A 25,174-nucleotide genomic window follows, 5' to 3' on the forward strand; every position below is an offset into this window, starting at 1 on the left:
GGCAGGCCGGGCTCACGCGCGATCGAGGCGAGCGGTGGCGTTGTCAGGTGAGCGTGCGGTTCTTCGTCAGTTGGAGGGTGCGGACGCGGAGGACGAAGCGGGCGCCTTTGGGGGAGTCCGCGACGGTGAGGGTGCCGCCGTGGCGTTCGGCGATCTCGCGGGCGATGGCCAGGCCGAGGCCGGTGCCGTGTTTGTCGCGTTCGCGGCTGGCGGCCAGGCGGGTGAAACGCTGGAAGACGAGTTCGCGGTGCTCGGGGCGGATGCCCTCGCCGTCGTCCACGACCTCCATCACCGCGTCCTCGCCTTCGCGGCGCAGCGCCACGGTGATGGTGGAGGCGGCGTGCCGCTCGCCGTTGTCCAGCAGGTTGGTGAGCAGCCGGGCGAGCTGTAGCCGGTCGCCGCTGACCACCACGCCGGGCTGCAAGTCCAGCACGAGCCGCTTGCCGCGTGCCCGGCGCCCGGTCTCGGCGCGCACCAGCTCGGCGAGGTTGATGTAGTCACGGGTGACCCGTCCGCCGGCGTCCAGGCGGGCGATGTCCAGCAGGTCGGTGACGATGGCCTGTACCCGGTCCAGGCTGGCCATCACCGCTTCGGCGATCTTGGGCCACTCGGCGTCCTCCGGGTGCGCCAGGGCGTCCTCGACCTGGGTGCGCATGGCGGTGATGGGGCTGCGCAGGTCGTGGGAGGCGTCGAAGGCGAACCGGCGCTGCCGCTCGGCCGCCTCCTGGAGCCGGTCCAGCGTCTGGTTCACGGTCTCGGCGAGGTGGCGGATCTCGTCGCGGTGCGGCGGCAGGGGCACGCGGCGGCTGAGGTCGGAGGCGGTGATCTCGGCCAGCTCGGCGCGCACCCGGTCGACGGGGGCGAGCGTCCTGCTCACCATGCGGTGCGTGCCGAACCCCGTGACGGCGACCAGGGCCAGCGTCCCGGCGGAGAGCAGCGCGAACAGGCCGGGGTCGACGTACCAGGGCGGCGTGCGACCGGCGGCGTAGACCAGCCAGTCGCCCTGGCCGTCGTTGGCGTGCCGGGCCACGACCACGTGCACGCACTCGCCCGGGAAACCCGGCGCCGAGCAGACGGCTCTGGCGATGTGCGCGAGATGGTCGGGCGGAACGAGGCGCGTTATCAAGGGCTTGCCGACCAGGTTGGGGGAGGCGGCGGCGATCCGGCCCTTGCCGTCGACGACCTGGATGCCGTCGGCCGCCCGGTCGGTGATGACCGGGGGCAGGTGCCCGTGGTTGATGAGCTGCGCCAGGCGCAGGTGGACGAGCGTGATCTGATGGAGCCGGTACTCGTGGACGGCGTACCGCATGCCGACCAGGACGAGCGTGCACATCCCCGCGCACGCCAGTGCCATCACGGTGCTCGCGACGGCCGTGAACCGAGTCCGTACGGACCGGTCGCGCCAGAAGACCACCGCGCCCCCCTGTCCGCCTCATGATCACACTAAATGTGGATCGTTCGAGGTCAGGGCCGCCACGGGGCAAGGGGCGCGAAACTATGGGTCAAGGACGAGAAGCGCGCCGGGCGCTCGGGTCATGGCGCGGGCCCCGGTCTCTGTACATTCCACTACATCTCCCACCCGCGCTCCGTAAAGGTCGGGCACGTGGATGCCGGGTTCCACGATCATCGTCATGCCCGGGGCCAGGACGGTGCGGTCGTCCGCGGCGAGACGGAGGCCCTCGACCGGCTCCAGGCCGACTCCATGGCCGAGCCCGGGGGAGACGTAGGCGCCGTACCCGCTCTCGTCGAGCACGGCCTCGGCCGCCGCGTGGACGTCGGCGGCCGTCGTGCCGGGCCGCACGGCGTCGGCGGCGGCGTCGCGCGCGGCGAGCAGCACCGCGTACACCGCGTCGAAGTCCTCGGGCGGCTCCGCCACGACGAACGCGCGGCCCGCGTGGGCGTGGTAGCCCTCGTGCCGGGCGGTCACCCGGATCGTGACCGCGTCCCCTGGGTTGATCACCCGCTCGCCCGGCAGGTGGCGCGGACGCGCGGTGTTCTCGCCCGCCGCCACGACGACCGACACCAGCCCGGACGCGCCCGACTCCCCGGCCAGCCGCGCCGCCATGGCGCGCTCGGTGCCGCCGAACCATCGCAGGTGCGGCGCGGTGGCGAGCACCAGGTCGGCCGCGGCGGCGGCCCGCGCGATCGCGGCCAGCTCCTCCGGCCGCTTGACGGCGCGCAGCGGCGCGAGGACGGCGGAGGCCAGCACGAGGTCGGCGGTCAGGCCGAGCGCGAACAGCTCGCGCACCCGCATCTCGGGGTCCACGGCGACCCGCGACGCCGTCCGGGGGATCAGCGCCGCCGCCCGCGCCGCCTCGGTCGCGAACCCGGGCGGACGGCCGGGGGCGAGGACGAGGAAGCCCGAGGCGTCGTGCCCGGCCACGTACCGCAGGTCGGTGGAGGACCGCAGGACCAGCGCGTCCAGCCCCGCCTCCGCCATCGCGGCGAGAACCGCGGCCGGCACTCCATCGGCGGGCGACCAATCGGCCCGCACTTCATCGGCCCGCACTTCATCGGCCCGCACTTCATCGGCCGGCACCCCGGAGGCGGGCACTCCATCGGCGATGGTTAACCCATCGGTGCTTACCCCGTCGGCGCTCAAACCCTCGCCGTGCCCCTCGGCCTTGTTCGTCACGGGTACAGCCAGCAGGACACCGGTCCCGGAGCGGGCTCCTTCTCCGCGCAGACGTCCATCGCCATCGGGCAGCGCGGGTGGAAGCGGCAGCCCGGCGGCGGGTCGGCGGGGTCGGGGACGTCCCCGGCCAGCTCCTGCGGCAGCCTGCCCAGCCCGTCGGCCTCCGGCACGGCCCGCAGCAGCGCCTGGGTGTACGGGTGGCGGGGGGCGGCCCAGACCTCGGCCGTCGGCCCGGTCTCCACGATCTTCCCGAGGTACATGACCGCGATGCGGTCGGCGATCAGCCGTACGACGGACAGGTCGTGGCTGATGAACAGCAGCCCGGCCCCCGACTCCACGGCGAGGTTGCGCATCAGCGTCGCGACCTGCGCCTGCGCCGAGGCGTCCAGCGCAGAGATGGGCTCGTCCCCGATGAGCAGGGTGGGACGCGCGGCGAGCGCGCGGGCGATGGCGATGCGCTGCCGCTGCCCGCCGGAGAACTCGTGCGGGTAGCGCGAGGCCATCGCGCCGGGCAGGCCGACCCGCTCCAGCATCCCCGCGGGCGTGGTGCCGCGGTCGCCCGCGATCTCCAGGCCGTCGGCGATCTGCGCGCCGACCCGCCGCCGGGGGTTGAGGGAGGCGTACGGGTCCTGGAACACCATCTGGATCTTGGTGAGGGCCTTGTCCCTGCGGCGCAGGCCGAGCCGGGTCACCGTCCCGCCCTCGAACCTGATCGCGCCCCCGCCGGCGGGGACGAGCCCGCACACGGCCCTGGCCAGCGTGGACTTGCCGCACCCCGACTCGCCGACCAGCCCGACGACCTCGCCCGCCGCGACGCTCAGGCTCGCGCCCGCGACGGCCCGCACGGCGGGGCGGCCCGGCGTCCGGTGGTCGACGACCAGGTCCTCCACGGTGAGCAGGCTCACTGGCCCTCCCTCGGCAGCGCGTCCAGCAGGGCGCGGGTGTAGGGGTGTTCCGGCTCGCGCAGCACCCGGCCGCGCGGGCCGGTCTCCACGACGAGGCCGTCCTTCATGACGCTGACGTCGTCGGCCACGGCGGACATGACCCCGAGGTCGTGCGTCACCAGCAGCACGGCCAGCCCGAGGTCGTCGCACAGGCCCCGCAGCAGCCGCAGGATGCCGGCCTGGACGGTGACGTCGAGCGCAGTGGTGGGCTCGTCGGCGATGAGGATCTTCGGCCCGCAGGCGAGCGCGACCGCGATGGCGACGCGCTGGCGCATGCCGCCGGAGAACTGGTGCGGGTAGCGGTCCACGGCCGCGGCGGGCCCGGGGATGCGCACCTGGCCGAGCAGGTCCACGGCCCGCGTCCGCGCCTCGGCCTTGCCGATCCCCAGGTGGTGGCGCATGTGCTCGGTGAGCTGGCGTCCGATCGACAGCATGGGGTGCAGGCTGGTGGCGGGGTCCTGGAAGACCATGGCGATCTCGCGGCCCCGCACGGCGTTCAGCTCCCGCGGGCGCAGCCCGAGCAGGTCGCGGCCGTCCAGCAGGATCCGCCCCGAGGCGCGCGCGCCGTGCGGGAGCAGGCCGAGCGTGGCGAGGCCGGTCATGGTCTTGCCCGAGCCGCTCTCGCCGGCCAGGCCATGAACGCGGCCTGGGGCCAGGGCCAGGTCCACGCCGCGCAGGATCTCGTGCGGGCCGATGCCCACCGTCAGGCCCTCGACGCGCAGCACGTCACCGGAGGGGCTCACAGTGCACGCTCCTTGATGGCGCGGGCGGTGCGGGGGTCCAGGGCGTCGCGCAGGGTGTCGCCGAGGAAGTTGAACGCCAGGACCACGGTGAGGATGGCGAGGCCGGGGAAGGTGGCGACCCACCAGCTGTCGAAGACGTCCACGCCCGAGGCGACCATCGCCCCCCACTCGGGGGAGGGCGGCTTGGCGCCGAGGCCGAGGAACGACAGTCCGGACAGCAGCAGCAGCGCCGTGCCGATGTCGAGGGTGGCGAGCACGAGGACGGGTCCGGTGACGTTGGGCAGGACGTCCACGCGCAGCGACCGCCAGGCCGAGAAGCCGAGCAGTCGCCCGCTGAGCACGAACTCGCGTTCCCGCATGCCGAGGACGAGGCCGCGGGTCACGCGGGCGTAGGCGGGCCAGGCGACGACCAGGACGGCGAGCACGGCGTTGGTGAGGCTGGCGCCGAGCGCGGCGGCGACGACCATGGCGAGGATGACCGTGGGGAAGGCGAAGACGAGGTCGGCGAGCCGCATGATCGCCTCGCCCACCCATCTACCGAAATATCCGGCACAGGCGCCGAGGACGCCGCCGATCAGCAGCGACATCGCCACCAGCAGCAGCGTCAGCGGGATCGACACCCGCGCCCCGTACATCACCCGCGACAGGATGTCGCGCCCGAGCTGGTCGGTGCCGAACCAGTGTCCCGGCCCGGGAGAGGCGAGCCGGGGCAGGTCCTGGGCCAGTGGGTCGTGCGGCGCGAGCAGGGGAGCGGCGACGGCGATCACCAGCCAGGCGGCGGCCACCACGCACCCCGTGACGGCGAGCGGCCGGCGCCACGCCTCGGGCAGCCGGGAGAGGATTCTCATCGCAGCCCCACGGTTGGACGCGGATGTGTCACGACAGTCTCACTCTCGGGTCGATGACCCCGTACAGGATGTCGACCACCAGGTTGATCACGACGTACACGCAGCCCACTACCAGGCCGACCCCCATCACGGCGGGCAGGTCCAGGGTGGTGGCGCTCTTGTAGGCGTACTGGCCGATGCCGGGCCGCGCGAACACCGACTCCACCAGCACCGTGCCCGACAGCAGGCTGCCGAACGCCAGGCCCGCCACCGTGATGATCGGCACCAGCGCCGAGCGCAGCACGTACCGGAAGAGGATCACCCGTCCCGGCAGGCCCTTGGCCCGGGCGGCGCGCACGTAGTCCTGCCCGAGCACCTCCAGCACCGCCGAGCGGGTGAACCGGGTCAGCAGCCCGATGGTGTACGCGGCGAGCACCAGCGCCGGGGTGATCAGGTGGCCGACCGCCGAGGCGAACACGTCCCACTGGCCCGCGAGCGCGGCGTCCACGGTGAACAGGCCGGTCACGGCGGGCGGCGCGCTCATGTCGGGGTTGATGCGCCCGCTGCCCGGCGTGAGCTGGAGGCGGAAGAAGAACACGTAGAAGGCCACCAGGGCCAGCCAGAACGTCGGCACCGAGATGCCGATCAGGCTGAGCACGCGCAGCGCCTGGTCGGAGGGCCGGTCCCGGCGCAGCGCGGCGACCACGCCGAACGCCACGCCGACGACCAGCGAGACCAGGATCGCGCTCCCGGCCAGCTCGATCGTGGACGGCACGAACTCGGCCAGGTCGGTGAGCACGGGGCGGTGGCTCTGCTGGCTGACGCCGAGGTCCCCTTGCAGCAGCCCGCCCAGGTAGGTCAGGTACTGCTGGGGCAGCGACTTGTCCAGGCCGTGCTCGGCACGCCACTGCGCGACGATCGCCGGGTCCCCGAGCGCGCTCTGCCCGAGGTTGGCCGTGACCGGGTCGCCGGGCACCAGGTTGGTCAGGACGAACGTGACCAGCGTGATCCCGAACGCCAGCAGCACCGCGATCGCGACGCGGCGCAGCAGGAAGCGGGCCAGAGGGTGGCGCGAGCGGCCCGGGCGGGCGGCGCGGCCCGGTGCGCCGCCCGCCCCGGCCTCACTTGGCGCCGAGGGCTGCGACATCGACCGTCCACACGGGGTGGAACGCCAGGCCCGTGACGGAGGCGGCCGTCACGATGTTCTGGCTCGGCTGGATGAGCGGGACGAACGGGCCGGTGGCGTTGAGCTTGGTCTGGATGTCGGTGTAGAGCTGCTTGCGCGCGTCGTCGCCGATGGTGACGGCGGCCTTGTCACCCAGCTCCTCCAGGGCCTTGTCGGCGCCCTTCTTCCAGCCGGAGCGCAGGCCCACGGTGTTGCCGGGGAGGAAGACCAGGTAGTCGGTCGGGTCAGGGTAGTCGGGGCCCCAGTACCACAGGCCGAGCTCCTCCTTGCCCTTGCGGTAGTTCTCCAGCGCGGTCGCCACCGGGGCGGGGGCCAGGTCGACGGTGATGCCGACCTCCTTGAGGTTGGCCTGGATCCGCTCGGCGAACGGCTGGAACGACAGGCCCTGCAGGGTCAGGTCGCTCGGGTACTCCAGCTTGAGCGTCGGGTTGCTCACCCCGCTGGCGGCGACGGCGGCCTTGGCGCCCTCGACGTCCCGCTTGACGGCCTGGTCGGGCGGCAGCGCGCCGAGCAGCATCGTCGGGATCACGCCGGGGGCCTGGACCGAGCCCTCGCCGGCCAGCTCCAGCAGGCCCTGGTAGTCGATGCCCTTGCGGACCGCCTCGACGATCTTGGGGTTGCTCGACGTCCTGCTGACGGCCGTGTCCTGGTTGGCGAGCAGGAACACCATGTTGGCCGAGGCCGTCTTGGTGGTCTGCTGGCTTCCGCTCACCGTCTTGATCTGGTCGCCGGACAGGTCCAGCGCCACCTGGCTGTCGCCGCGCTGGACGTTCAGCTTCTGGGTGGCCGACTCGACGTTGCGCAGCACGACCTTGCCGTAGGTGGGCTTCTTCTGGCCCCAGTACTTCGGGTTGGCGGTCAGCACGACCTGCGACTGGGCGTTGAACGACTGCAGCGTGTAGGGCCCGGACCCGGCGGAGGCGCCGTTCAGGTACTGCTCGGCCTTGTCCGAGGAGTCCTCGGCTCCGCCGTTGGCCTTGACGACCTTGGAGTTCAGGATGCCGAGCGCGGGGTTCGGCAGGATGAACGGCAGCGCGGGCTTGGGGGTCTCGGAGGTCAGCGCGACCGTCGTGTCGTCGGTCTTGGCCACCTTGACGCCGTCGAGCAGGAAGGACGGGTTCCCCTTCAGGTCGCGCACGCGGTTCAGGGAGAACACGACGTCGTCGGCCGTGACGGGCGACCCGTCGGAGAACGTGGCGCCCTGGCGCAGCTTCAGCGTGAGGGTCTTGCCGTCGGAGGACTGCTCGTAGGACTCGGCCAGCGCGGGGACGGGCTTGGTGACGTCCGACCCCTCGAAGGTGAGCAGGGTGTCGTAGAGGGCCTTGCCGATGATCAGGCCGGTGGGCTCGTAGTTGCGGCCGGGGTCCGCGGTCTTGAGGGTGAAGGACGCGTCCATCACCAGGGTCTTGCTCGCGGTCCCTCCCGCGCTCTGCGCGGGCGTGGTGGACGTGCCGCCACCGGAGCAGGCGGCGAGGGAGAGGGCGCCCGTGAGCAGGACCGGCAGCAGAGCCGCCCTCGCCTGCCGTGCCGGACGGCGCCGCATACGGGTCGCCATGCTGTTTCCTCCGGAAATGGTGCTATGTAGACGATTGGTAGCGTGTCGTCCAGGATTGTCCGCTAGAACGTCCAGCTCATGGCAAGAAGGCGAGACGAATATGACGCCGAGGATGCACCCATGACCGATATGTCAGGCTCGCCATCGCCCGGGACCGGCGTCCCTGGACGGATCGGCATCGGCCTGCAGCTCGACGCGATCCACATGAAGATCCTGGAGGTCCTGCGCGAGAACGGCCGCATCTCGGTCGCGGCCCTCGCCGAGCGGGTCGGCATCTCCCGCGCCAGCGCCTACACCCGGTTCGAGGCGCTGCGCGCCGACGGCGTCATCAAAAGGTTCACCGCCGAGGTCGACCACCTCAGGGCCGGCCTCGGCATCACCGCGCTCGTCTTCGTGACCGTGCGCCAGCAGATGTGGAAGCAGTTCCGCGCCCAGCTCGCCCAGATGCCCGAGGTCGAGTACTGCGCGATCACCACCGGGCAGCACGACGCGATGATCCAGGTCAGGATGGCCGACGTCGCCGCCGTGCACGCGCTGGTCACCGAGCGGCTGGCGAGCATCCCCGCCGTCAAGGCCACCGAGACCGTGTTCATCCTGGACGAGGTGCTGCGCCGGCCGTACGTGCTGCCCTCCGACCGGCGCCAGGGACGGCCGCAGCACCGCGCCGCCCCGGCCGAGCCCCCGCCCCCCTCCGGCGTGCCGCTCGGCAAGATGCGCTTCACCAGCGCCGCCGAAGGCCGCGCCTCCATGCACAAGGAGCCCTGACCGTCAGACCTCCTCGCACACGCTGACCTGCGGCGTGTCGTCCCCGTCGAAGGTGAACTCCTCCACGAGGCGCAGGCGGCCGTCCGGGAGCGTCTCGATGCGGCTGGAGCTGCGCCCCCCGGCCCGGCCGCCCGCCTTCAGCGCGTGCACGTACGACAGCTCGACGCGGTCGTCGTCCCGGGTGCCGACGAAGCGGCCCTGGATCACCGTGTCGCCGTCGTAGCTGCCCCAGATCAGGCCGTCGGCCTCCTCGTAGGAGAACCGCGTCGGCGCCTCGGCGTTCACCTCGCTCGCCGTGGAACTCACCATGATGAAACGCCGGCCGTTGAGAAGATTCGCACTCGTGTCGCTCACGTCACCGCATCGTGCCCTTCCCCGCCGACGGCGCAACCAGGGCTGGACGTTTCGCTCCCGGTTCCCGGGACGACGGGGTGATCCGTCTGGCCGGCGGCGTCTCAGGCGGGGATCCACTCGGTGGACGTCGTCACCTCGCGCAGGACGCCGGCGAGCGGCGCCACGCCGAGGCCCGGGCCCGCGGGGACGGGCAGGTGGCCGTCCCGCAGGACGAACGGCTCGGTGACGTCGGTGGCGAAGTAGCGGCCGGAGGCCGAGGTGTCGCCGGGCAGTGTGAACCCGGGCAGGGCGGCCAGCGCGACGTTGGCGGCCCGGCCGATCCCGGTCTCCAGCATGCCCCCGCACCAGACCGCGATCCCGTGCGCCCGGCACACGTCGTGGACGCGCCGCGCCTCGATGTACCCGCCCACGCGCCCCGGTTTGATGTTGACGATCGAGCACGCCCCGAGCGAGATCGCCGCCGCGGCGTGCCCGGCCGAGAGGATGGACTCGTCCAGGCACAGCGGCGTGTTCAGCCGGCGGGCGAGCGCGGCGTGCTGGACCAGGTCCTCCTCGCCGAGGGGCTGCTCGATCAGCAGGAGGCCGAACTCGTCCAGCCTCGCCAGGTGCGGGGCGTCCGACAGCGTGTAGGCCGCGTTCGCGTCCACCTGAAGGAGCAGGTCGTCCCCGAACCGCTCACGCACCGCGCGCACGGGAACGAGGTCCCAGCCCGGTTCGATCTTGAGCTTGACCCGCACGTACCCCGCCTCCAGATAGGCGGAGACCGCGTCCAGCAGCCGCGGCACCGAGTCCATGATGCCGACCGACACCCCGCACGGCACCCGGTCGCGGGCCGCGCCGAGGAAGCTCCCGAAGGAGCGCCCCGCCGCGCGCAGCTCGGCGTCGAGCACGGCGCACTCCAGCGCGGTCTTGGCCATCCGGTGCCCCTTGAACGGCGCGAGCGCGCGCTCGACCCCGTAGGCGTCCACGTCCGGCAGGGCGGTCACCGCCGGGACCAGGAAGCGGCGCAGCACGTCCGCGGCGCCGTCGGCGTACTCCGAGGAGTAGAGCGGCTCGGACATCGCCACGCACTCGCCCCACCCCTCCGACTCGGGCGTGACGACCCTGACCAGCAGCACGTCCCGCGCGGTCTCGGTCCCGAACGACGTGCGGAACGGCGCGACCAGCGGCATCGCGATCCTGCGCAGCTCGACCCCGGTGATCTTCATGATCGCGTCCCGTCCACCACATGTCCTCTCAAGAGCGTTCCACGACGTACTCGCCCGCCGCGGTGAAGCCGGTGATCCGGGCGCCCTCGTCCAGCAGCGCGCCCAGCGTCTCGCGCACCGCCCGCCGCCACGCCGTCGCCATGGCCGGATCCTCCCGGCGCAGCCTCTCGGCGTCCCGCGGCGTGCCGACCAGCAGCGCCCGCCCGTCCATGATCCCGCGGACCGGACGGTCCTCCCGCTCGGCCAGCGCGGGCACGGCGTCCCGCGGCGGCACGGCCGGACCCGGCCCCGCGTCCGAGCCCGGCGCGGCGATACGCCAGACCGCCAGCAGGCGGTCGGACTCGTCGCCGGCGTTCACCGCGTCCTCCATGCGGCCGTAGAAGGACGGCAGGTACCGTTCGGGCCGCGCGCCCAGCTTGGCGATGTTGAAATGCGCGTTGCGGCGCACCAGAGGGTCGTACGTCCAGGCGATCTTCTCCAGGCCCCGCGCCAGGGCCCACGCCCGCTGGTGGAGCTTGAGCGCGAGGCCGATGCCCCGGCCCATGACGGCGCCGGTGACGTGGGAGTGCAGCCCCGTCCCCGGCGGCCCCGACAGGAAGCCGACGCTCGCGCCCACCAGCCGCTCGCCCGCGTACGCCCCGGCCACGTAGTTGCCGCTGTGCGCGAAGGCGGCCATCAGCTCCACCGTGATCGGCACGCCCGAGGGCGGCGCCTTCCATATGGCGTCGAACAAGGCGGTGACCTGCTCGAACTCCGCGATCTCGCGCAGCTCGCGCACCCGCGCCCCGGCGCGCCGCGCGGCGTCCTCGTACGCCTGTGTCACGCCGGCCCCGCCAGGACCGCCGCCACCAGCCCGGCCAGCAGCGAGCAGCGGCGCGGCATCTCCTCGACGATCACGTGTTCGTGCGCCGCGTGCGCGCCACCGCCCACCGCGCCGAGGCCGTCCAGCGTGGGGCAGCCCACCCCCGCCGAGAAGTTGCCGTCCGAGCCGCCGCCCACCGCCACGCCGCGCAGCGGGCCGAGCCCGCGCTCGGCCGCGATCCGCTCGGCCAGCTTGAACAGCGCGGCGGACGACGCGGCCTCCATCGGGGGCCGGCTGAGCCCGCCGGACAGCTCCAGCCGTACGCCGGGGACCTTGGGGGTGAGGGCGCGCAGGCGGGCGTCCACCTCCCGCTGCGAGGCCAGGTCCACCGCCCGCACGTCCACGGCGACCGATCCCCGCGCGGGGACGGTGTTGACGCTGGTGCCCGCGCTCAGCAGCGTCGGGGTCACGGTCGTGGCGCCGTCCCCGCCGTCCATCGCCGCGATGGCGAGCACCTGGTGGGCCACCTCGATGCCCGCGTTCCGGCCCTTGTGCGGCTCCAGGCCCGCGTGCGAGGCCAGGCCCTCCACCTCCAGCCGGTAGTGCGAGACGCCCTTGCGCGAGGTCTTCAGCGCCCCGCCGTCCGCGCTGGCCTCCAGGACCAGGGACGCGGCGCAGTCCCGCGCGATCTCCTCGATCAGCGGGCGGGAGGTCGGCGAGCCCAGCTCCTCGTCCCCGGTGACCAGCACGCACACCCCGTCCAGCGACGGTAGCGAGCGCAGTGCGTGGAAGAGCTGTACGAGCCCGGCCTTCATGTCGAACACGCCGGGACCGCGGGCGACGCCGCCGGTCACCGAGAAGGGATGGGCGCGCAGGGAGCCGGTCGGCCACACCGTGTCGTGGTGGCCGAGCAGCAGGACCCGGGGCGTGCCGAAGCTCCAGCGCAGGTGGGTCACGCCCTCCACGACCAGCGTCTCCGGCTCGGCGCCGAGGTGGCGGACGCCCAGCCTGGCCACGACCGCCGCGCTCGCCGCGACCGCGCCGTGGTCGGAGGAGAACGACTCGCACAGGACGAGTTCCTCCAGGTCGTCCAGCATGGCGGGCAGGTCGCCGGGCGTCATAGGACGTCCTCCGGCTTGCTCTCGGCCGGACGGCCCAGCTCGGCGCGGAACAGCCGCATCACGTTCCCGCCGAGGATCTTGCGCACCTCGTCCTCGCCGAAGCCGCGCCGCAGCAGCTCCTCGGTGACCAGCGGCATGCCCGACGGCCCGTCCAGCCCCGGCACCGACGCGAGAACGTCCAGGCCGGTCGTGCTCGGGCTCTCGCACGGCGGGGTCAGGTCGTCCATCACCTCGCGGACGAAGTCCGGGCCCAGGCCGACGTGGTCGATGCCCGCGACCTCCGCGACGTGCGCGATGTGGTCGCCGAGCCGCTCGATCGTGTACCCCTCCGGCTTCTCCGCCAGGAACGCGGCCAGGAAGTTCACGCACACCACGCCGCCGCCCGCCGCGACCGCGCGCAACTGGTCGTCGGTGAGGTTGCGGTGGTGGTCGCGCAGCGCGCGGGCCGAGGAGTGCGTCGCGATGACCGGCCGCGTGGCGATCTCCAGCACGTGCGCCACGCCGGACGCGCCGAGGTGCGAGATGTCGAAGACCATGCCGAGCCGCTCCATCTCGGCGAGGGCGGCCACGCCCTCGCTGGTCAGGCGGCTGCCGGTGCCGTCCTGGCCGCTGCCGTCGGCGAGCGGCGTGCGCCCCCAGTGCGCGATGGAGGCCACGCGGACGCCCAGGCGGTGCAGGGTGGGGATCAGCTCGACGCTGGCGTCGACGCCCGGCATGCTCTCCAGGGCGATGACCAGGGCGATCCTGCCCAGCGCCACGGTCTCGTCGATCTGCGCGCCGTCGTGGCAGATGCCGACCTCGCCGGGGTTGCCCTCCGCGATGACGTGCGCGCACTCGATCATCCGCAGGGTCTGGCGCAGCGCGCCCTCGGGGCGGTACTGCGCGTCGATGAAGACCGGCAGCACCTGCACGTCCACGCCGCCCTCGCGAAGCTGGGGCAGCCACCGCTCACGGAAGAACGACGCCCACCGCTCCGGCGGCCTCGCCGCGACCGCCATCAGCAGGTCGTTGTGGGTGTCTGCCACGATCGCGTCCCGGTGGAGGTCAGCGAACACGTGTGGACTCCTCTCGCCGCCGCGCTCCCGGCCTGACGCCAAAACCCGCGCGGAGCAGGCCGGGCTCGTCCTGGATGGTCCGATGTCCTCGACGGTATACGCACGATGCGGCGAAGAGAAACGTGGCCGGGACCTCAGCCGAAGGTGAAGGAGCCGGGGCGCGGCGCGCGGGTGATCCGCCGGTACGCCGACGCCGGGCCCGGCCAGTTGTTGACCACGCGCCCGGCGGCGTTCTTGTACCAGCTGTCGCAGTCGGCCTGCCAGACGGTCCGCGCGAGCGCCCGCTCCAGGGCGCGGCGCCAGGCGTCCATGGCCGCCGGGCGCACCTCCATGGGGCCGTGCGCGCTCAGCAGCGGCAGGCAGCCCATGATGTAGCGCACCTGCGCCTCGATCATGAGGATGATCGAGTTGTGCCCGAGGTTGGTGTTCGGGCCGTACAGCAGGAACAGGTTCGGGAAACCCGGGACCGCCATGCCGAGGTAGGCCTCGGCGCCGTCCTTCCACGCCTCGCCCAGGCGCCGCCCGCCGCGTCCGACGACCTCGATGGGCGCCAGGAAGTCGGTGGTCAGGAAGCCGGTCGCGAAGATGATCGTGTCCACCTCGCGGAGCGTCCCGCCCGCCGTCTCGATGCCGTTCCGGGTCACGCGGGTGATGGGGTCGGTCACGACCTCCACGTTCGGCCTGGTCAACGCCGGGTAGTAGTCGTCGTCCAGCACGATGCGCTTGCAGCCGATCGGATAGGCCGGGGTCAGCCTGGCCCGCAGCGCCGGGTCGGGCACCTGCCGGTTGAGGTGCTCGGTGGCCCGCCGGGTCATCAGCGGCCGGCTCCAGCCGTCCACCAGCGCCGGGTACACCACGCTCTCGATGAACCGGTTGACCCTCCGGCGGTTGGCCGAGCGCAGCGGCGGCAGATGGCGGAACGCCGCACGCAGGCCGGGGCCGTACGCGCCGTCCGGCTTGGGGATCACCCAACTCGGCGTGCGCTGGTAGACGTCCAGATGGGCGACGACCGGGGCGACGCGCGGGATGAACTGCGCGGCCGAGGAGCCGTTGCCGATCACGGCGACCCTGCGCCCGGCGAGGTCGTGGCCGTGGTCCCAGCGCGCCGAGTGGAAGCTCGTCCCCGCGAACTCCCGCAGGCCCGGGATGTCGGGCAGGCGCGGCCGGTTGAGCTGGCCCACCCCCGACACCACCACGTCGAACGGCCCGTGCTCGCCGTCGGCCGTCGTCACCCGCCAGCGTCCGCCGGCCTCGTCGAACACCGCGGCCGTGACCTCCGCGCCGAGCCGCAGCCGCCGGTGCACGCCGTACTTGCCCGCGCACCGGTCCAGGTAGGCGAGGATCTCCGGCTGGCGCGGGTAGCGCCGCGACCAGTCGTGGTCCTGCTCGAACGAGTAGGAGTACAGGTGGGACGGCACGTCGCACGCCGCGCCCGGATAGGTGTTGTCCCGCCACGTCCCGCCGAGGCGATCCGCCTTCTCGAAGATCGTGTACGTGGTGACGCCGGCCTTCCGGAGCTGGATCGCCATGCACAGCCCGCCGAAACCGGCCCCGATGATCGCTACGTTCAGTGCCATTCGGCGGCCCCCCGGGTGTCAGGACCTCCTCACGCTAGGACGTGCCGGTAGTCTGCGCACGTGTCCCCGACGACCTTGGCCGCGATCATCGCGGAACTTGAATCGGCGTATGACCCCGCTTGGGCCGAGCCCTGGGACGCCGTAGGCCTGGTTTGCGGAGACCCGGGGCGCCCCGTACGCAGGATCCTCTTCGCCGTCGACCCGGTGGCGAGCGTCGGCGACGAGGCCGTGGCCTGGGGCGCCGACCTCATCGTCGCCCACCATCCCCTCTACCTGCGCGGCACCACCACCGTCTCCGCCGCCACCCCCAAGGGCGCCCTCGTGCACCGCCTGATCAAGCACGACATCGCCCTCTACACCGCCCACACCAACGCCGACGTCGCCGACCCCGGCGTCTCCGACGCCCTGGCCAGGGCGGTCGGCCTGACCGGCGCCCTGCGTCCCCTCCAGCCCTCCGCCGAGGACCCGCGCCGCGGGCTCGGCCGCGTCGGCGACCTGCCGGCCCCCATGACCCTGCGCGAGTTCGCCGCCCAGGCCGTGCGGGGGCTGCCGCGCACCGCCTGGGGCCTGCGCGTCGCCGGCGACCCCGGCCGCACCGTGCGCACGGTCGCCGTCAGCGGCGGCGCGGGCGACTCGCTGCTCGGCCTCGGCGCCGTGCGCGCCGCCGACGTCTTCCTCACCGCCGATTTACGGCACCACCCCGCCGCCGAGTTCCTGCAGGCGGGGGAGTCCGGCGGCGGCCCCGCGCTCATCGACGCGGCCCACTGGGCGACCGAATGGCCCTGGCTTCCGCAAGCGGCCGACCTGCTCGCGTCCGCATTGGCCGCCAAGGGGATTAATGTTGAGACGCGCGTATCGCGGACGGTGACGGACGCCTGGACCACAACAGCACAGTGCGAGGATTAAGTGAAAGCAGCCCCGGAAGCCCAGAAGCGCCTGCTCGAACTGGCCGAGCTCGACGCCGTCCTCGACCGGCTGGCCCACCGCCGCCGCACGCTGCCCGAGCTGGCCGAGATCGAAGAGCGCTCCGCCCGGCTCGCCCGCCTCGCCACCGAGGTGATCGCCGCGGAGACCGAGGCGTCCGACCTCGCCCGTGAGCAGGCCAAGGCCGAGTCCGACGTCGAGGCCGTGCGCGTGCGCGCCGAGCGTGACCAGAAGCGCCTCGACTCCGGCCAGGTCGGCTCCTCCAAGGACCTGTCCAACCTCCAGTCCGAGATCGCCTCGCTGCACCGCCGCCAGGCCGACCTGGAGGACGTCGTCCTGGAGATCATGGAGCGCCGCGAGGCCGCGGACGCCGCCGTCGCCCGGCTCGGCGCCGAGCGCGCCGAGATCGGCGCGGGGCTGTCCACGCTGGAGGAGAAGCGCGACGCCGCGCTCGGCGACCTCGACCGCGAGAGCGCCGAGACCAAGGGCAGGCGCGGCGGCGTCAGCCCTGACATCCCCGCCGACCTGCTCGCCCTCTACGAGAAGCTGCGCGAGCAGTACGGCGTCGGCGCGGCCATGCTCCAGGGGGGCCGCTGCCAGGGCTGCAAGGTGTCGCTGTCCATCGCCGACCTCAACCGCATCCGCGCCGCCGCCAAGGACGAGGTGCTGCGCTGCGAGGAGTGCCGCAGGATCCTCGTCCGCACCCCCGAGTCGGGCCTGTGAACCTCGTCGTCGAGGCCGACGGCGGCTCCCGCGGCAACCCGGGGCCCGCCGGATACGGCGCGGTCGTCAAGGACACCGACGGCCAGGTCCTCGCCGAGGCGGCCGACGCGCTCGGCGTCACCACCAACAACGTCGCCGAGTACCAGGGCCTGATCGCCGGCCTGCGCTCCGTCCTCGCCCTCGCCGGGGACGGCACCGCGGTCGAGGTCCGCATGGACTCCAAGCTCGTCATCGAGCAGATGGCCGGCCGCTGGAAGATCAAGAACGAGGGCCTGCGCCCGCTCGCCCTGGAGGCCCGCGGCCTCGCCGGCCGGCTGCGCGTCACCTGGCGCTGGATCCCCCGCGAACGCAACCGCGACGCCGACCGCCTCGCCAACGAGGCCATGGACGCCGCCGCCAAAGGCACCCACTGGCAGTCCAAGACCTTCCCCTCACCCCCCGGAACTCCAGGCCCCGGCACTTCCATTTCCGGCGGCCCTGGTAGGGGCGCCCTGCCTTCGGACGCTGCCGGCTCCGGCGGCCTGGGTTCGGGCGGCGCGGGTACGGGCGGTCCCGGCTCAAGCGCCCCGGGCATGGCTGCTTCAGGGCCGACTGCTTCAGGCTCGCGTACCGCCGGCGCGAAGACCGCCACTCGGGCCGCCAGAGGGTCCGCCTCGAATGCCGGCCGGGCGGGAACCACCGAAGCCCTGTTCGACATCCCCTCCAGCGCCGCGGAGACCGCCGCCCCTGAAGCCACGGCCGGCGAGGTGGTGACGAGTTCCGTGTCCGCCGAGCAGGCTCGCGTCGTCGCGGCGAAGCCCGCCGCCACCAGCGGCTGGCAGGCCCCCGCCCCCGCCACCTCCCTCCTCCTGCTCCGCCACGGCGAGACGCCCTTCTCCATCGACCGCCGCTTCTCCGGCACCGGCGACCCGGACCTGACGCCCGCGGGTGTCGCCCAGGCCGAGGCCGCCGCCGCCCGCCTGTCCCGCCCCCCGTACGCCGTCGAGGTCATCGTCAGCTCCCCCCTGCGCCGCGCCCGGCAGACCGCCGAGGCCGTCGCCGCCCGCACCGGCCTGACGGTCGCCGTGGACGAGGGCCTGCGCGAGGTCGACTTCGGTGACTGGGAGGGCCACACGTTCACCGAGATCCAGCGCCGCTGGCCCGGGGAACTCGCGGCCTGGCTGGACGACCCGTCCGTCGCCCCGCCCGGCGGCGAGAGCTTCGACCGGGCGGCCATCCGCGTGGAGGAGGCCAGGGAGCGCCTGCTCGCCGACTACCAGGGCAAGAACATCCTGGTGGTCTCGCACGTCACCCCGATCAAGCTGCTGCTGTCCTCCGCACTGCTCGCCCCCCTGGCCGCGCTGTACCGCATGCACCTCGACCTGGCCTCCCTGTCCTCGATCGACTACTTCACCGACGGCCCCCAGCTCGTCCGAGCCTTCAACGACACCGCCCACCTACGCTGAGCCCGCCCCTTCGCCCCCGCCCTGATCGATCGGATAGGGCTCCGGCCCTACGACCCCTGCCCCATCGGATAAACTTGCCCGGATAGCGGACGAGTCGGCCGGGCGACCGCGTCAGGGCTTTCGGGCCCTGCCGAGGAAGGTCCGGGCTCCACAGGGCAGGGTGGTCGGTAACGCCGACCCGGGGTGACCCGCGGGACAGTGCCACAGAGAACAGACCGCCTCCCCTCGCGGGAGGTAAGGGTGAAACGGTGGTGTAAGAGACCACCAGCGCCCACGGCGACGTGGGCGGCTCGGTAAACCCCACCCGGAGCAAGGTCAAGAAGGGACCCTCCCCGGAGGGCCCCGCGCGCGGCGTTCGAGGGTGACCCGCCCAAGCCGCGCGGGTAGACCGCTTGAGGCCGTCGGCAACGACGGCCCTAGATGGATGGTCGCCCCTTTGCACCGCAAAGGACAGAACCCGGCCTACAGGCCGACTCGCCCGCTCTCACCCCTGACCTGCGGCGGAGCTCTCCTTCAGGGGGCTTGAATCCCCGAGAGGGCACATTCAGGTGAGTTGAAGCGCGGTGGCGAAGGCGTTGCCCGGCGCCGTCCGCGCCCGCTCGGACGCCTCCCGAACCAGATGTCCGTACAGATCCACGTGGATGGTGCCCATGGTGGTGGAGTAGTGGTGGGACCAGGTGGAGAGGTGGCCGCGGAAGCCCAGCATGTGGGCCCACTGGGTCAGCCGCAGGTCGGCGTATTCGTCGAGGTCGCCCAGGCGCACGCAGTCGAGGAGGCTGCGGGTGCCGTGGGCTCCGGAGTCACCGCCGAGGCTGGAACCTCTCCGGTCGGTACGTCACGGGGTGACCTTCGCCTGGACCGCCGAGGCCGTGCCGATCCGGACATCTAGTAGTACTTCGTTAGGTTGGTTCTGGTGGGTGGTGTTCTGGCCGGACTGAGCCGGGAAGGGGATCGAGCCCGTCTGGCGGCCCGCTCCGCAGGTCCGGGTAGCCGGGGATGAACGCCCCGGCCTCCCGGAGTTCGCGGACGATCTGGACGAAGGCCAGGACGGCGGGATCGGTGGTGTCCCGCCGCCATACGATGCGCTGGTCGGCGAGCGGGCTCGGCTCGGTGAAGGGCCGATACACCACGCCGGCGAACGGCCGGGCCGCGGCGGAGGCCGCGACCGTGATCCCGATCGCCGCGTCGGCGAGGACCAGCGGCAGCAGCCGGTCCAGGCTGGAGATCTCCCGGTGGATCGTCACCACGGTGCCATGGTCTCGTAGGTGGCCGACGATGTGGTCGTACAGCCAGGGGCTGAGGTCCCGCTCGTGCACGATGATCGGCTGGTGGGAGAGCCGTACGGGATCGATGGCGGCCTCGGCAGCGAGGGGATGGGTGGCGGCCAGGGCGAGGACGAACGGTTCGCGGACCACCAGCAGCGAGTCCAGCCCTGACCGGGCCTCGGCGTTCCAGCAGAAGCCGATGTCCAGGCGGCGGTCCTCCAGTGCGGCAAGCTGGTCGGCGGTGGCCATCGGACACGGCGCCAGCCGTACCTCGGGCAGATGCGCGCGTAGCGCGGGGATGACGAGCTGGAACAGGCGGAGGCCGAGGTCCGCGGCGTGACCGATGCGAAGTTCGTCGGCCGGGCCGGCGGCGCGGCGTCCGACGTCGAGCGCGTGGCGGACGGCGGCCACCGCCCGGCGGGCCTCGGGCAGGAACGCCTCACCCACCGCGGTCACGGTGACGCGGCGGCTGGTGCGGACGAACAGTTGGGCGCCGATCTCCTTTTCCAGCCGGCGGATCTGCTCGCTGACCGATTGCTGGGTGACGTGCATCCGGGCCGCGGCCTTGCCGAAGTGCAGTTCCTCGGCGACCGCGATGGCGTATTCAAGCTGGCGGAGGTCCACGCCTTCATGATCTCAGTGCGCTGACAGGCGCGGACAGGATCGACAGGCGTGGCCTGTCAGACATACGCCGATCAGTCGTTGATCCTCGCTCGGTCCTGGGCTGACATTTAGACAAATTAGACCAATGCCCTCCGTTCCACCCGATCGACATCGTGATCACCCGTGCCCGGACAGAACCGCCGAGTGGAGGTTTCGGATTTCTCCTCTAGGCCGTCAGGGCTGTTCCGCAATGCCCCCGATTGGAGAACTTCATGGACCGACTCCGAACATTCACCATGGTGGCCGGGGCGATCATCACCGCCCTGGTGAGCATCACCCCGAGCGGGACGGCGAGCGCCGCCCCGTCATCCTCCGGGCTCGCCCAACCCGGGAGCGGGACCCAGGTGTCGGAGGTCTACCCCGGGTGCGAGGTGTTCTTCGAAGATCCTCACATGGTGGACGGCAAGGTGCGCTTCAACGGCGGCGCCCGATGCTCGGAATCCGCTCCGGCCACCGTTGACTGGCTGCTCGTCTGGCTCACCCCGCAGAACAACGCGCCCTACGACGAAGCGGTCGGCGAGGGAAGGGGCCCCAGGAAGTTCCACTCCGCGAGCAGTACCGTGCCATGCGTCGGCGGCACCTACCAGGGCACCATCTTCGCTTCCGTGTTCGGGAACAAGGGCGTCGACCAGATGTGGGTGGACCGTGAGGTGACCATCGACTGCTGACCGTTCGCCTGGAGTACGACCTCGGGTGCGAGCAGGCGTTCTCAGCCGGTGGAGCTCACCTGCCGAGTGACCGGTCGCGCCTGCGGGCCGGGGCCTGGCGCGGGAAGCGCGGCAGGCCCCGGCGGAAGCGGCGACCGATCGATGACCCGCCCGGCCGTGCCGTCGCCGACGCGGCATTTCTCACCGTGTGGCGTCGCTGGGCTGTGGACAACGCCCCGGCCCGCGGCGCCCAGGCCGTGAGGTTGAGATCTTTTCACCGCCTCGCGGGTCGCCGTGGTTCCGGGACATCCGGGTGGCGCCCGGCCCGGCAGAACTGGAACGGCGGAGATCATCCGGCCCAAAGCATCGAATGAGTACCTGACAGGGGCGTTTCGGAGGGCCAGCGTGAGGCGTGGGCGGCGGGAGACTCGCCGTGCCGTCACGGCCCTTTCCTCCGCGCCCGGAGTATAGGAACCCGCGAATACCACCGACATGTCTATATGTGCTCTGTTAAGAGCACGCTGTGAAACAGCGTCCACCCCCTTGCTCAGCCGCAGTGGCCTGGCCTGGAACACCACCCGGCTCGTCGCGATCGTGGTCTCCGTCGCGCTGGTCCTTACCGGCATCGCCGCACCCACGCAGGCGGGCGTGCAGGCCCTGTCCGCGTGCGAAGGCGCGAAACGCGCCGGCGCCCAGCTGGCGGCCAGTAAGGGAGGAACGATACGCCTGATGTGCGCGGCCGACGCCCCGGCGAGCCTCGCTGCGCTGGCCGCGGACGACGACGACCTAGTGGCGACCATCAAGGTGGAGGGGGACCGTGCGTACCTCCAGGCGGAGGGCGACATGGCCCACAAAGCGCAGGCGGCGGGCAAGCCGCTGGGCGACTATCTCATTTCATACCTCAAGACATATGAGGTGGGCGTCTACCCAATCGAATGGGAACTTTCGGGTTCCACGGCTCCATCGAGCTGACTCCCGATGGAGTGGCCATGGTGATATCGGCCGACCAGGTCGGCACGGAGGCGAACTGGTGGCAGAAGGCTCTCAGCACAGCTGTGGCAGGAGTCGCCGGTATTGCGGCCACGATGGTGTGCCCTGTGCTCGTCGCTCCCGCCGGGCCAGGATCCGGCCAGTCTGGGCCAGCACTGGCAGGCCCGCGGCGTCATCCAGCCCCAGGGGCTTTCCGATGCGGTCAAGTTGTGGATGACGGACGGGAGGAGCGGGAAGCCCGTCGGGGCGCACAGGAAGGGCCGCTGGTGGGCGGCCCATCCTGTGGTGTGAGGTCAGCGGCGGATCTGGTCGGCGGGGCGGCCCAGGAGGGTTTTGTGGGTGGGGGTGAGGGTTGCGGTGTAGGCCAGGGCCATGGTGGCCAGGGCCATCGTCGCGTAGGTGAGGGAGGGGATGTGGGGGAGGGGGGAACCCGTCAGGCCGTAGGTGAGGGCCATGAGGGTGGGGGCGGTGATCAAGGTGCCGGTTACCACTGCGAGGGCGCCGATCAGGAGGGCTTCCCAGCGGACCATGGCGCGTACCTGGCGGCGGGTGCCGCCGACCAGGCGGAGGAGGGCGAACTCGCGTACGCGTGCGCCGGTGGCGGTGACCAGCGTGTTCACCACGGAGATGACGATGAAGACGATGATCATGCCGAGCAGCAGGCGGTTGACCCAGTCGTTGAACTCCTGCGCCGTGTCGATCGCCGCGCGGGCGGCGGCCCGGTCCAGGACGGTGAGGCCGGGAGCCAGTGCGGCGAGACCTTCCTTGGCGCCGCCCGTGACGTACAGCTGGGAGGACATCCCGGACGCCGAGTGGTCGCGGGCCAGCGCGTACGGCAGCGCTACGTCGCCGTAGCCGAGGCCGCGCTCGTAGAGGGCCACGACGGTCAGCCTGACCGGGGTGCCGTCGCCCATGAGGAGACGGACCTTGTCGCCGACCGAGGCGCCGAAGCCGCCCGCGGCGAGCGTGCTCAGCGCGACCCCGTTCCCGCGGAGCCGGTCCAGCGAGCCGGAGGTGACGCCGAGGTCGATTCCGCGCACGGGGACGGTGAGGCCGATCGCCGCCATGGGCTTGAGCGTGCGTGATCCCAGTTCGGTCGTGTCGCCGATCACCTTGGTGCGGATGGTCTCGGTCACTCCCGTGACGCCGGGCAGCTCGCGCGCGGCCCGCGCGACCTCGGGAGGCAGGCCGGGCCCGGCCGCCTGCAGGATGTGGTCGGCCCGGTTGCCGTCCAGGGCCTGCCGGGTGGTGGCGTGCGCGATGGTGGACTGGGAGAACAGGGTGGTCGCGGCGAAGGCGAACATGAGGATGAGCGGGCCGGCGACGGACGCCAGCCGCTTGGCCGCCGTCCGGGTGTTGGCCACGGCCAGGTAGCCGCCGACCGGGGAGGTCCGCCCGATCACCCCGCCCGCCAGGCGCGCGGCCAGCCGGACCAGCCAGGGGCCGAGCAGGGTGGCGGCGGTGATGAGCAGGAGCACGATGGCGCCGGCGGTCGCCGCGGCCGTCTCCCCGGCCATGTACATGGCCATGGCGGAGGCGGACAGGCCGAGGGCGAGGAAGACGAGGCCGGCGATCATTCGGCCGCGGCCGAGCTCCCGGCGCTCGGCGGCGGCCTCGCCCAGCGCCTCGGTGGGCTTGACGCGGGCGGCGCGCCGTACGGCGCCGCGGGCGGCGAGCCAGGCCGTGGCCAGCCCGACCGCGGCGGCGACCAGCAGCGGAAGGGGGCCGGTCACCGGGGTGAATCCCCGCGGCAGCATGCCGCGCGCGACGAACTGGTCGAACAACCACCTGCCCAGCGCGACGCCGAGCGGCAGTCCCGGCACGACGGCCGCGACCCCGATGACCAGCGACTCCTGGCCGATCATGGCGCGGATCTGCCGGGGCGTCGCCCCGATGGCCCGCAGCAGGGCGATCTCGCGGTCCCGCTGCCGGACGGCGAGCCCGAACGCGCTCGCCACCACCAGCACCGCGACCATGAGGATCACGCCGCCGAGGCTGCCGCCGATGGCGATGAGCATCTCGCGGCCCTCCCGCGCGGTGACGTCCTCGGCCATCCCGCGCCGGTCGCCGGCGTAGACGGTCACCGTGTCGCCGAGCGCCCGCTCGACACGCCGCGCCAGCTCTTCGCTCTGGCCGTCGCCGAAGACGCCGAACGCGAGCACCTTGCCGGGGCGGGCGAACAGCTCGGCGGCGCGCCCGGGGGTGAAGAAGACCGACGCCCGCCCGTCCGCACCGGGTCCGTCTTCACCGGGTCTGTTCGTGCCGGGCTCGGCGGTGCCGGTTACGGTGTACTCGCGTAGGCCGTCCCGGCCGGTGACGTGGAGCTTCTGCCCGATCTCGTGGCCCAGCGTGACGTCCGTGACGATCTCGTGCGGCGTGGCGGGCGCGCGGCCCTTCTTCAGGGTGTACGGCGTGAGTGCCGCCGATTCCCAGGACCGCCCGGTCACAGACTCCCGCGCGCCGGTCAGGCCGACCGGGAAGCCGATCTCAGGCACGACCTTGGCGACGCCCGGCACCTTGGCGATCTCTCCGGCGAGGGTGGCCGGGATCGCGACCGGCTCGGTCAGGGGCACTCCCAGGAAGTCGTCCTCGGTGGCGAGTACGGCCTGTTCCAGGCCGGCCACCACGACCGGGGCGGCGCCGTACCGTTCGGCGGGGACGCGGGCGCGCAGGCCGCTCTCCATGAGCATCCCGCACGCGGCGACCAGGGCCACGGCGAACATCAACGCGACGAACGAACCGGCCAGGGAGGCCATGCGGCCGCGCGAGGCGGCGAAGGCGAGCCTCAGCACGCGACGGCCCTGCGGCGGCCGAGCGCGGTCACGCGCTGCGCGATGGTCTCGGGTCCGGCGGCGTACACGTCGTCCACCAGCGCGCCTTCGGCCAGGAACAGCACCCGGTCGGCGTAGGAGGCGGCCACCGGGTCGTGGGTCACCATCACCACGGTCTGGCCCGTGGCGTCGACCACCTGGCGGAGCAGGGTGAGCACCTCGGCGGCGGTCTGGGTGTCGAGCGCGCCCGTCGGCTCGTCGGCGAAGACGACCTCGGGCCTGGTCACCAGCGCGCGGGCGATCGCCACCCGCTGCTGCTGCCCGCCGGACAGCTCCGAGGGCCGGTGCCGTGTGCGCCCGCCGAGCCCGACCCGTCCGATCACCTCGTCGAGCCAGGCGTGGTCGGGCCGCGTGCCGGCGAGCCGGAACGGCAGCAGGACGTTCTCGGTCACGCTGAGCGCGGGGATCAGGTTGAACGCCTGGAACACGAAGCCCGCCTTCTCCCGGCGCAGCTCGGTGAGCTGGGTCTCGTTCATCCGGGACAGCTCGGTGCCGCCGATGTGGACGGTGCCCGACGTGGGGGTGTCCAGCCCGGCCGCGCAGTGCAGCAACGTGCTCTTGCCGGACCCCGACGGGCCCATGATGGCGGTGAAGTCGCCGCGGGGCAGGTCCACCGAGACGCCGCGCAGGGCGTGCACCGCCTTGCCGTACGTCTTCGTCACCGCGTTGAGGCGTACCGCGTGCGTCGCCATTTATCCGTCCCTCGTTTCAGCGCAACTCTCGTCAAGGCCACCCTCACGGTAGGGATCCGGACGTTCCGGGCACGAGCCCGCGGGCTGGACAGCGATGGTAGGGCTGGCTGTACCACCGGTGGTGGGGACGGGCATAGGACGTGGGGATGTCAAGCTGCGTGGTGGTCCGGGCGGAGCGTGATTCCTACACTGTGGCCACGCGCCATGTAATGCCCGTAGTCA

22 protein-coding genes, 1 other RNA gene and 1 pseudogene are annotated in these 25,174 nt (G+C 72.6%); 7 read left to right on the forward strand and 17 right to left on the reverse strand.

Annotated elements, in window-relative coordinates; genetic code table 11:
• Positions 1-43: 43 nt before the first annotated feature.
• The 7 genes from BJ982_RS20895 to BJ982_RS20925 all read right to left on the reverse strand — a co-directional run bounded on the left by BJ982_RS20895 (position 44) and on the right by BJ982_RS20925 (position 7,890).
• Positions 44-1,414: a sensor histidine kinase gene (locus BJ982_RS20895; RefSeq protein WP_239122821.1), complete on the reverse strand. Its 1,371-nt coding sequence runs from the start codon at positions 1,412-1,414 to the stop codon at positions 44-46.
• Between the two features lie 81 nt (positions 1,415-1,495).
• Positions 1,496-2,539, reverse strand: a complete 1,044-nt coding sequence (locus tag BJ982_RS20900; protein ID WP_239122820.1) for a M24 family metallopeptidase — start codon at positions 2,537-2,539, stop codon at positions 1,496-1,498.
• A gap of 92 nt (positions 2,540-2,631) precedes the next feature.
• Positions 2,632-3,540 carry an ABC transporter ATP-binding protein gene (locus BJ982_RS20905; RefSeq protein WP_184882570.1) on the reverse strand — a complete coding sequence of 303 codons (909 nt, stop codon included), beginning with the start codon at positions 3,538-3,540 and terminating at the stop codon, positions 2,632-2,634.
• Positions 3,537-4,322, reverse strand: a complete 786-nt coding sequence (locus BJ982_RS20910) for an ABC transporter ATP-binding protein (RefSeq protein WP_184882572.1) — start codon at positions 4,320-4,322, stop codon at positions 3,537-3,539. Before BJ982_RS20910 ends, BJ982_RS20905 begins: the two co-directional genes overlap by 4 nt.
• A complete protein-coding gene (locus BJ982_RS20915; protein WP_184882574.1) occupies positions 4,319-5,170 on the reverse strand; it encodes an ABC transporter permease in 852 nt (283 codons plus the stop codon). Before BJ982_RS20915 ends, BJ982_RS20910 begins: the two co-directional genes overlap by 4 nt.
• A gap of 28 nt (positions 5,171-5,198) precedes the next feature.
• Positions 5,199-6,296: an ABC transporter permease gene (locus BJ982_RS20920; protein ID WP_184882576.1), complete on the reverse strand. Its 1,098-nt coding sequence runs from the start codon at positions 6,294-6,296 to the stop codon at positions 5,199-5,201.
• On the reverse strand, positions 6,271-7,890 hold the full coding sequence (locus tag BJ982_RS20925; protein ID WP_184882578.1) for an ABC transporter substrate-binding protein: 1,620 nt from the start codon (positions 7,888-7,890) through the stop codon (positions 6,271-6,273). Before BJ982_RS20925 ends, BJ982_RS20920 begins: the two co-directional genes overlap by 26 nt.
• 120 nt (positions 7,891-8,010) lie before the next feature.
• Between BJ982_RS20925 and BJ982_RS20930 the strand changes: the two genes are divergently transcribed.
• Positions 8,011-8,655 carry an Lrp/AsnC family transcriptional regulator gene (locus BJ982_RS20930; protein ID WP_184882580.1) on the forward strand — a complete coding sequence of 215 codons (645 nt, stop codon included), beginning with the start codon at positions 8,011-8,013 and terminating at the stop codon, positions 8,653-8,655.
• Positions 8,656-8,658: 3 nt separating this feature from the next.
• Here the strand turns inward: BJ982_RS20930 and BJ982_RS20935 are convergent, their stop codons facing one another.
• The 6 genes from BJ982_RS20935 to BJ982_RS20960 all read right to left on the reverse strand — a co-directional run bounded on the left by BJ982_RS20935 (position 8,659) and on the right by BJ982_RS20960 (position 14,772).
• A complete protein-coding gene (locus tag BJ982_RS20935; protein WP_239122819.1) occupies positions 8,659-9,009 on the reverse strand; it encodes an avidin-fold protein in 351 nt (116 codons plus the stop codon).
• Positions 9,010-9,110: 101 nt separating this feature from the next.
• The gene (gene menC, locus BJ982_RS20940) at positions 9,111-10,217 is read right to left on the reverse strand and encodes an o-succinylbenzoate synthase (RefSeq protein ID WP_184882582.1); all 1,107 of its coding nucleotides are present in this window, start codon (positions 10,215-10,217) and stop codon (positions 9,111-9,113) included.
• Positions 10,218-10,245: 28 nt separating this feature from the next.
• Positions 10,246-11,040 (reverse strand): GNAT family N-acetyltransferase, encoded by a 795-nt coding sequence (locus BJ982_RS20945; RefSeq protein ID WP_184882584.1) that lies wholly within the window; start codon positions 11,038-11,040, stop codon positions 10,246-10,248.
• Complete coding sequence (locus BJ982_RS20950; RefSeq protein ID WP_203958928.1) at positions 11,037-12,140, reverse strand: M20/M25/M40 family metallo-hydrolase; 1,104 nt, start codon at positions 12,138-12,140, stop codon at positions 11,037-11,039. The genes BJ982_RS20945 and BJ982_RS20950 overlap by 4 nt, the downstream gene beginning before the upstream one ends.
• Complete coding sequence (locus tag BJ982_RS20955; protein WP_184882586.1) at positions 12,137-13,195, reverse strand: dipeptidase; 1,059 nt, start codon at positions 13,193-13,195, stop codon at positions 12,137-12,139. The genes BJ982_RS20950 and BJ982_RS20955 overlap by 4 nt, the downstream gene beginning before the upstream one ends.
• A gap of 134 nt (positions 13,196-13,329) precedes the next feature.
• Positions 13,330-14,772, reverse strand: a complete 1,443-nt coding sequence (locus tag BJ982_RS20960) for a flavin-containing monooxygenase (RefSeq protein WP_184882588.1) — start codon at positions 14,770-14,772, stop codon at positions 13,330-13,332.
• A 60-nt stretch (positions 14,773-14,832) separates the two neighbouring features.
• On the opposite strand from BJ982_RS20960, the gene BJ982_RS20965 reads away from it, so the two are divergent.
• The 4 genes from BJ982_RS20965 (at position 14,833) to rnpB (ending at position 18,345) form a co-directional block, all read left to right on the forward strand.
• Positions 14,833-15,678: a Nif3-like dinuclear metal center hexameric protein gene (locus BJ982_RS20965; RefSeq protein WP_184882590.1), complete on the forward strand. Its 846-nt coding sequence runs from the start codon at positions 14,833-14,835 to the stop codon at positions 15,676-15,678.
• Positions 15,679-16,419, forward strand: a complete 741-nt coding sequence (locus BJ982_RS20970; RefSeq protein ID WP_184882592.1) for a zinc ribbon domain-containing protein — start codon at positions 15,679-15,681, stop codon at positions 16,417-16,419.
• Positions 16,416-17,864: a histidine phosphatase family protein gene (locus tag BJ982_RS40525; protein ID WP_184882594.1), complete on the forward strand. Its 1,449-nt coding sequence runs from the start codon at positions 16,416-16,418 to the stop codon at positions 17,862-17,864. The genes BJ982_RS20970 and BJ982_RS40525 overlap by 4 nt, the downstream gene beginning before the upstream one ends.
• 90 nt (positions 17,865-17,954) lie before the next feature.
• Positions 17,955-18,345: RNase P RNA component class A (rnpB, locus tag BJ982_RS20980), an RNA gene on the forward strand.
• Positions 18,346-18,408: 63 nt separating this feature from the next.
• On the opposite strand, the pseudogene BJ982_RS40950 reads toward rnpB, so the two are convergent.
• Both BJ982_RS40950 and BJ982_RS20990 read right to left on the reverse strand, forming a co-directional pair.
• Positions 18,409-18,645, reverse strand: a pseudogene (locus tag BJ982_RS40950) (replication initiator); the annotation flags it as partial.
• A gap of 118 nt (positions 18,646-18,763) precedes the next feature.
• Entirely contained in the window at positions 18,764-19,753 is a 990-nt protein-coding gene (locus BJ982_RS20990; protein ID WP_184882596.1) for a LysR family transcriptional regulator, read from the reverse strand.
• A 251-nt stretch (positions 19,754-20,004) separates the two neighbouring features.
• Here BJ982_RS20990 and BJ982_RS20995 point away from each other — a divergent pair, with 251 nt between their 5' ends.
• Positions 20,005-20,460: a hypothetical protein gene (locus BJ982_RS20995; RefSeq protein ID WP_184882598.1), complete on the forward strand. Its 456-nt coding sequence runs from the start codon at positions 20,005-20,007 to the stop codon at positions 20,458-20,460.
• A gap of 522 nt (positions 20,461-20,982) precedes the next feature.
• Positions 20,983-21,411, forward strand: coding sequence for a hypothetical protein (locus BJ982_RS21000; RefSeq protein WP_184882600.1), 429 nt, complete (start codon positions 20,983-20,985; stop codon positions 21,409-21,411).
• Between the two features lie 311 nt (positions 21,412-21,722).
• Here the strand turns inward: BJ982_RS21000 and BJ982_RS21005 are convergent, their stop codons facing one another.
• Both BJ982_RS21005 and BJ982_RS21010 read right to left on the reverse strand, forming a co-directional pair.
• A complete protein-coding gene (locus BJ982_RS21005; protein WP_184882602.1) occupies positions 21,723-24,221 on the reverse strand; it encodes an FtsX-like permease family protein in 2,499 nt (832 codons plus the stop codon).
• On the reverse strand, positions 24,215-24,952 hold the full coding sequence (locus BJ982_RS21010) for an ABC transporter ATP-binding protein (RefSeq protein WP_184882604.1): 738 nt from the start codon (positions 24,950-24,952) through the stop codon (positions 24,215-24,217). The genes BJ982_RS21005 and BJ982_RS21010 overlap by 7 nt, the downstream gene beginning before the upstream one ends.
• Between the last annotated feature and the right edge of the window lie 222 nt (positions 24,953-25,174).

It is taken from the genome of Sphaerisporangium siamense (assembly GCF_014205275.1).
Lineage (GTDB): Bacteria > Actinomycetota > Actinomycetes > Streptosporangiales > Streptosporangiaceae > Sphaerisporangium > Sphaerisporangium siamense.

Bases quoted from the DNA above. Each gene is read 5' to 3' on its own strand.
- BJ982_RS20915 (WP_184882574.1), bottom strand. From the start codon at position 5,170: ATGAGAATCCTCTCCCGGCTGCCCGAGGCGTGGCGCCGGCCGCTCGCC.
- BJ982_RS20920 (WP_184882576.1), bottom strand. From the start codon at position 6,296: ATGTCGCAGCCCTCGGCGCCAAGTGAGGCCGGGGCGGGCGGCGCACCG.
- BJ982_RS20925 (WP_184882578.1), bottom strand. From the start codon at position 7,890: ATGGCGACCCGTATGCGGCGCCGTCCGGCACGGCAGGCGAGGGCGGCT.
- BJ982_RS20930 (WP_184882580.1), top strand. From the start codon at position 8,011: ATGACCGATATGTCAGGCTCGCCATCGCCCGGGACCGGCGTCCCTGGA.
- menC (WP_184882582.1), bottom strand. From the start codon at position 10,217: ATGAAGATCACCGGGGTCGAGCTGCGCAGGATCGCGATGCCGCTGGTC.
- BJ982_RS20950 (WP_203958928.1), bottom strand. From the start codon at position 12,140: ATGACGCCCGGCGACCTGCCCGCCATGCTGGACGACCTGGAGGAACTC.
- BJ982_RS20960 (WP_184882588.1), bottom strand. From the start codon at position 14,772: ATGGCACTGAACGTAGCGATCATCGGGGCCGGTTTCGGCGGGCTGTGC.
- BJ982_RS20995 (WP_184882598.1), top strand. From the start codon at position 20,005: ATGGACCGACTCCGAACATTCACCATGGTGGCCGGGGCGATCATCACC.
- BJ982_RS21010 (WP_184882604.1), bottom strand. From the start codon at position 24,952: ATGGCGACGCACGCGGTACGCCTCAACGCGGTGACGAAGACGTACGGC.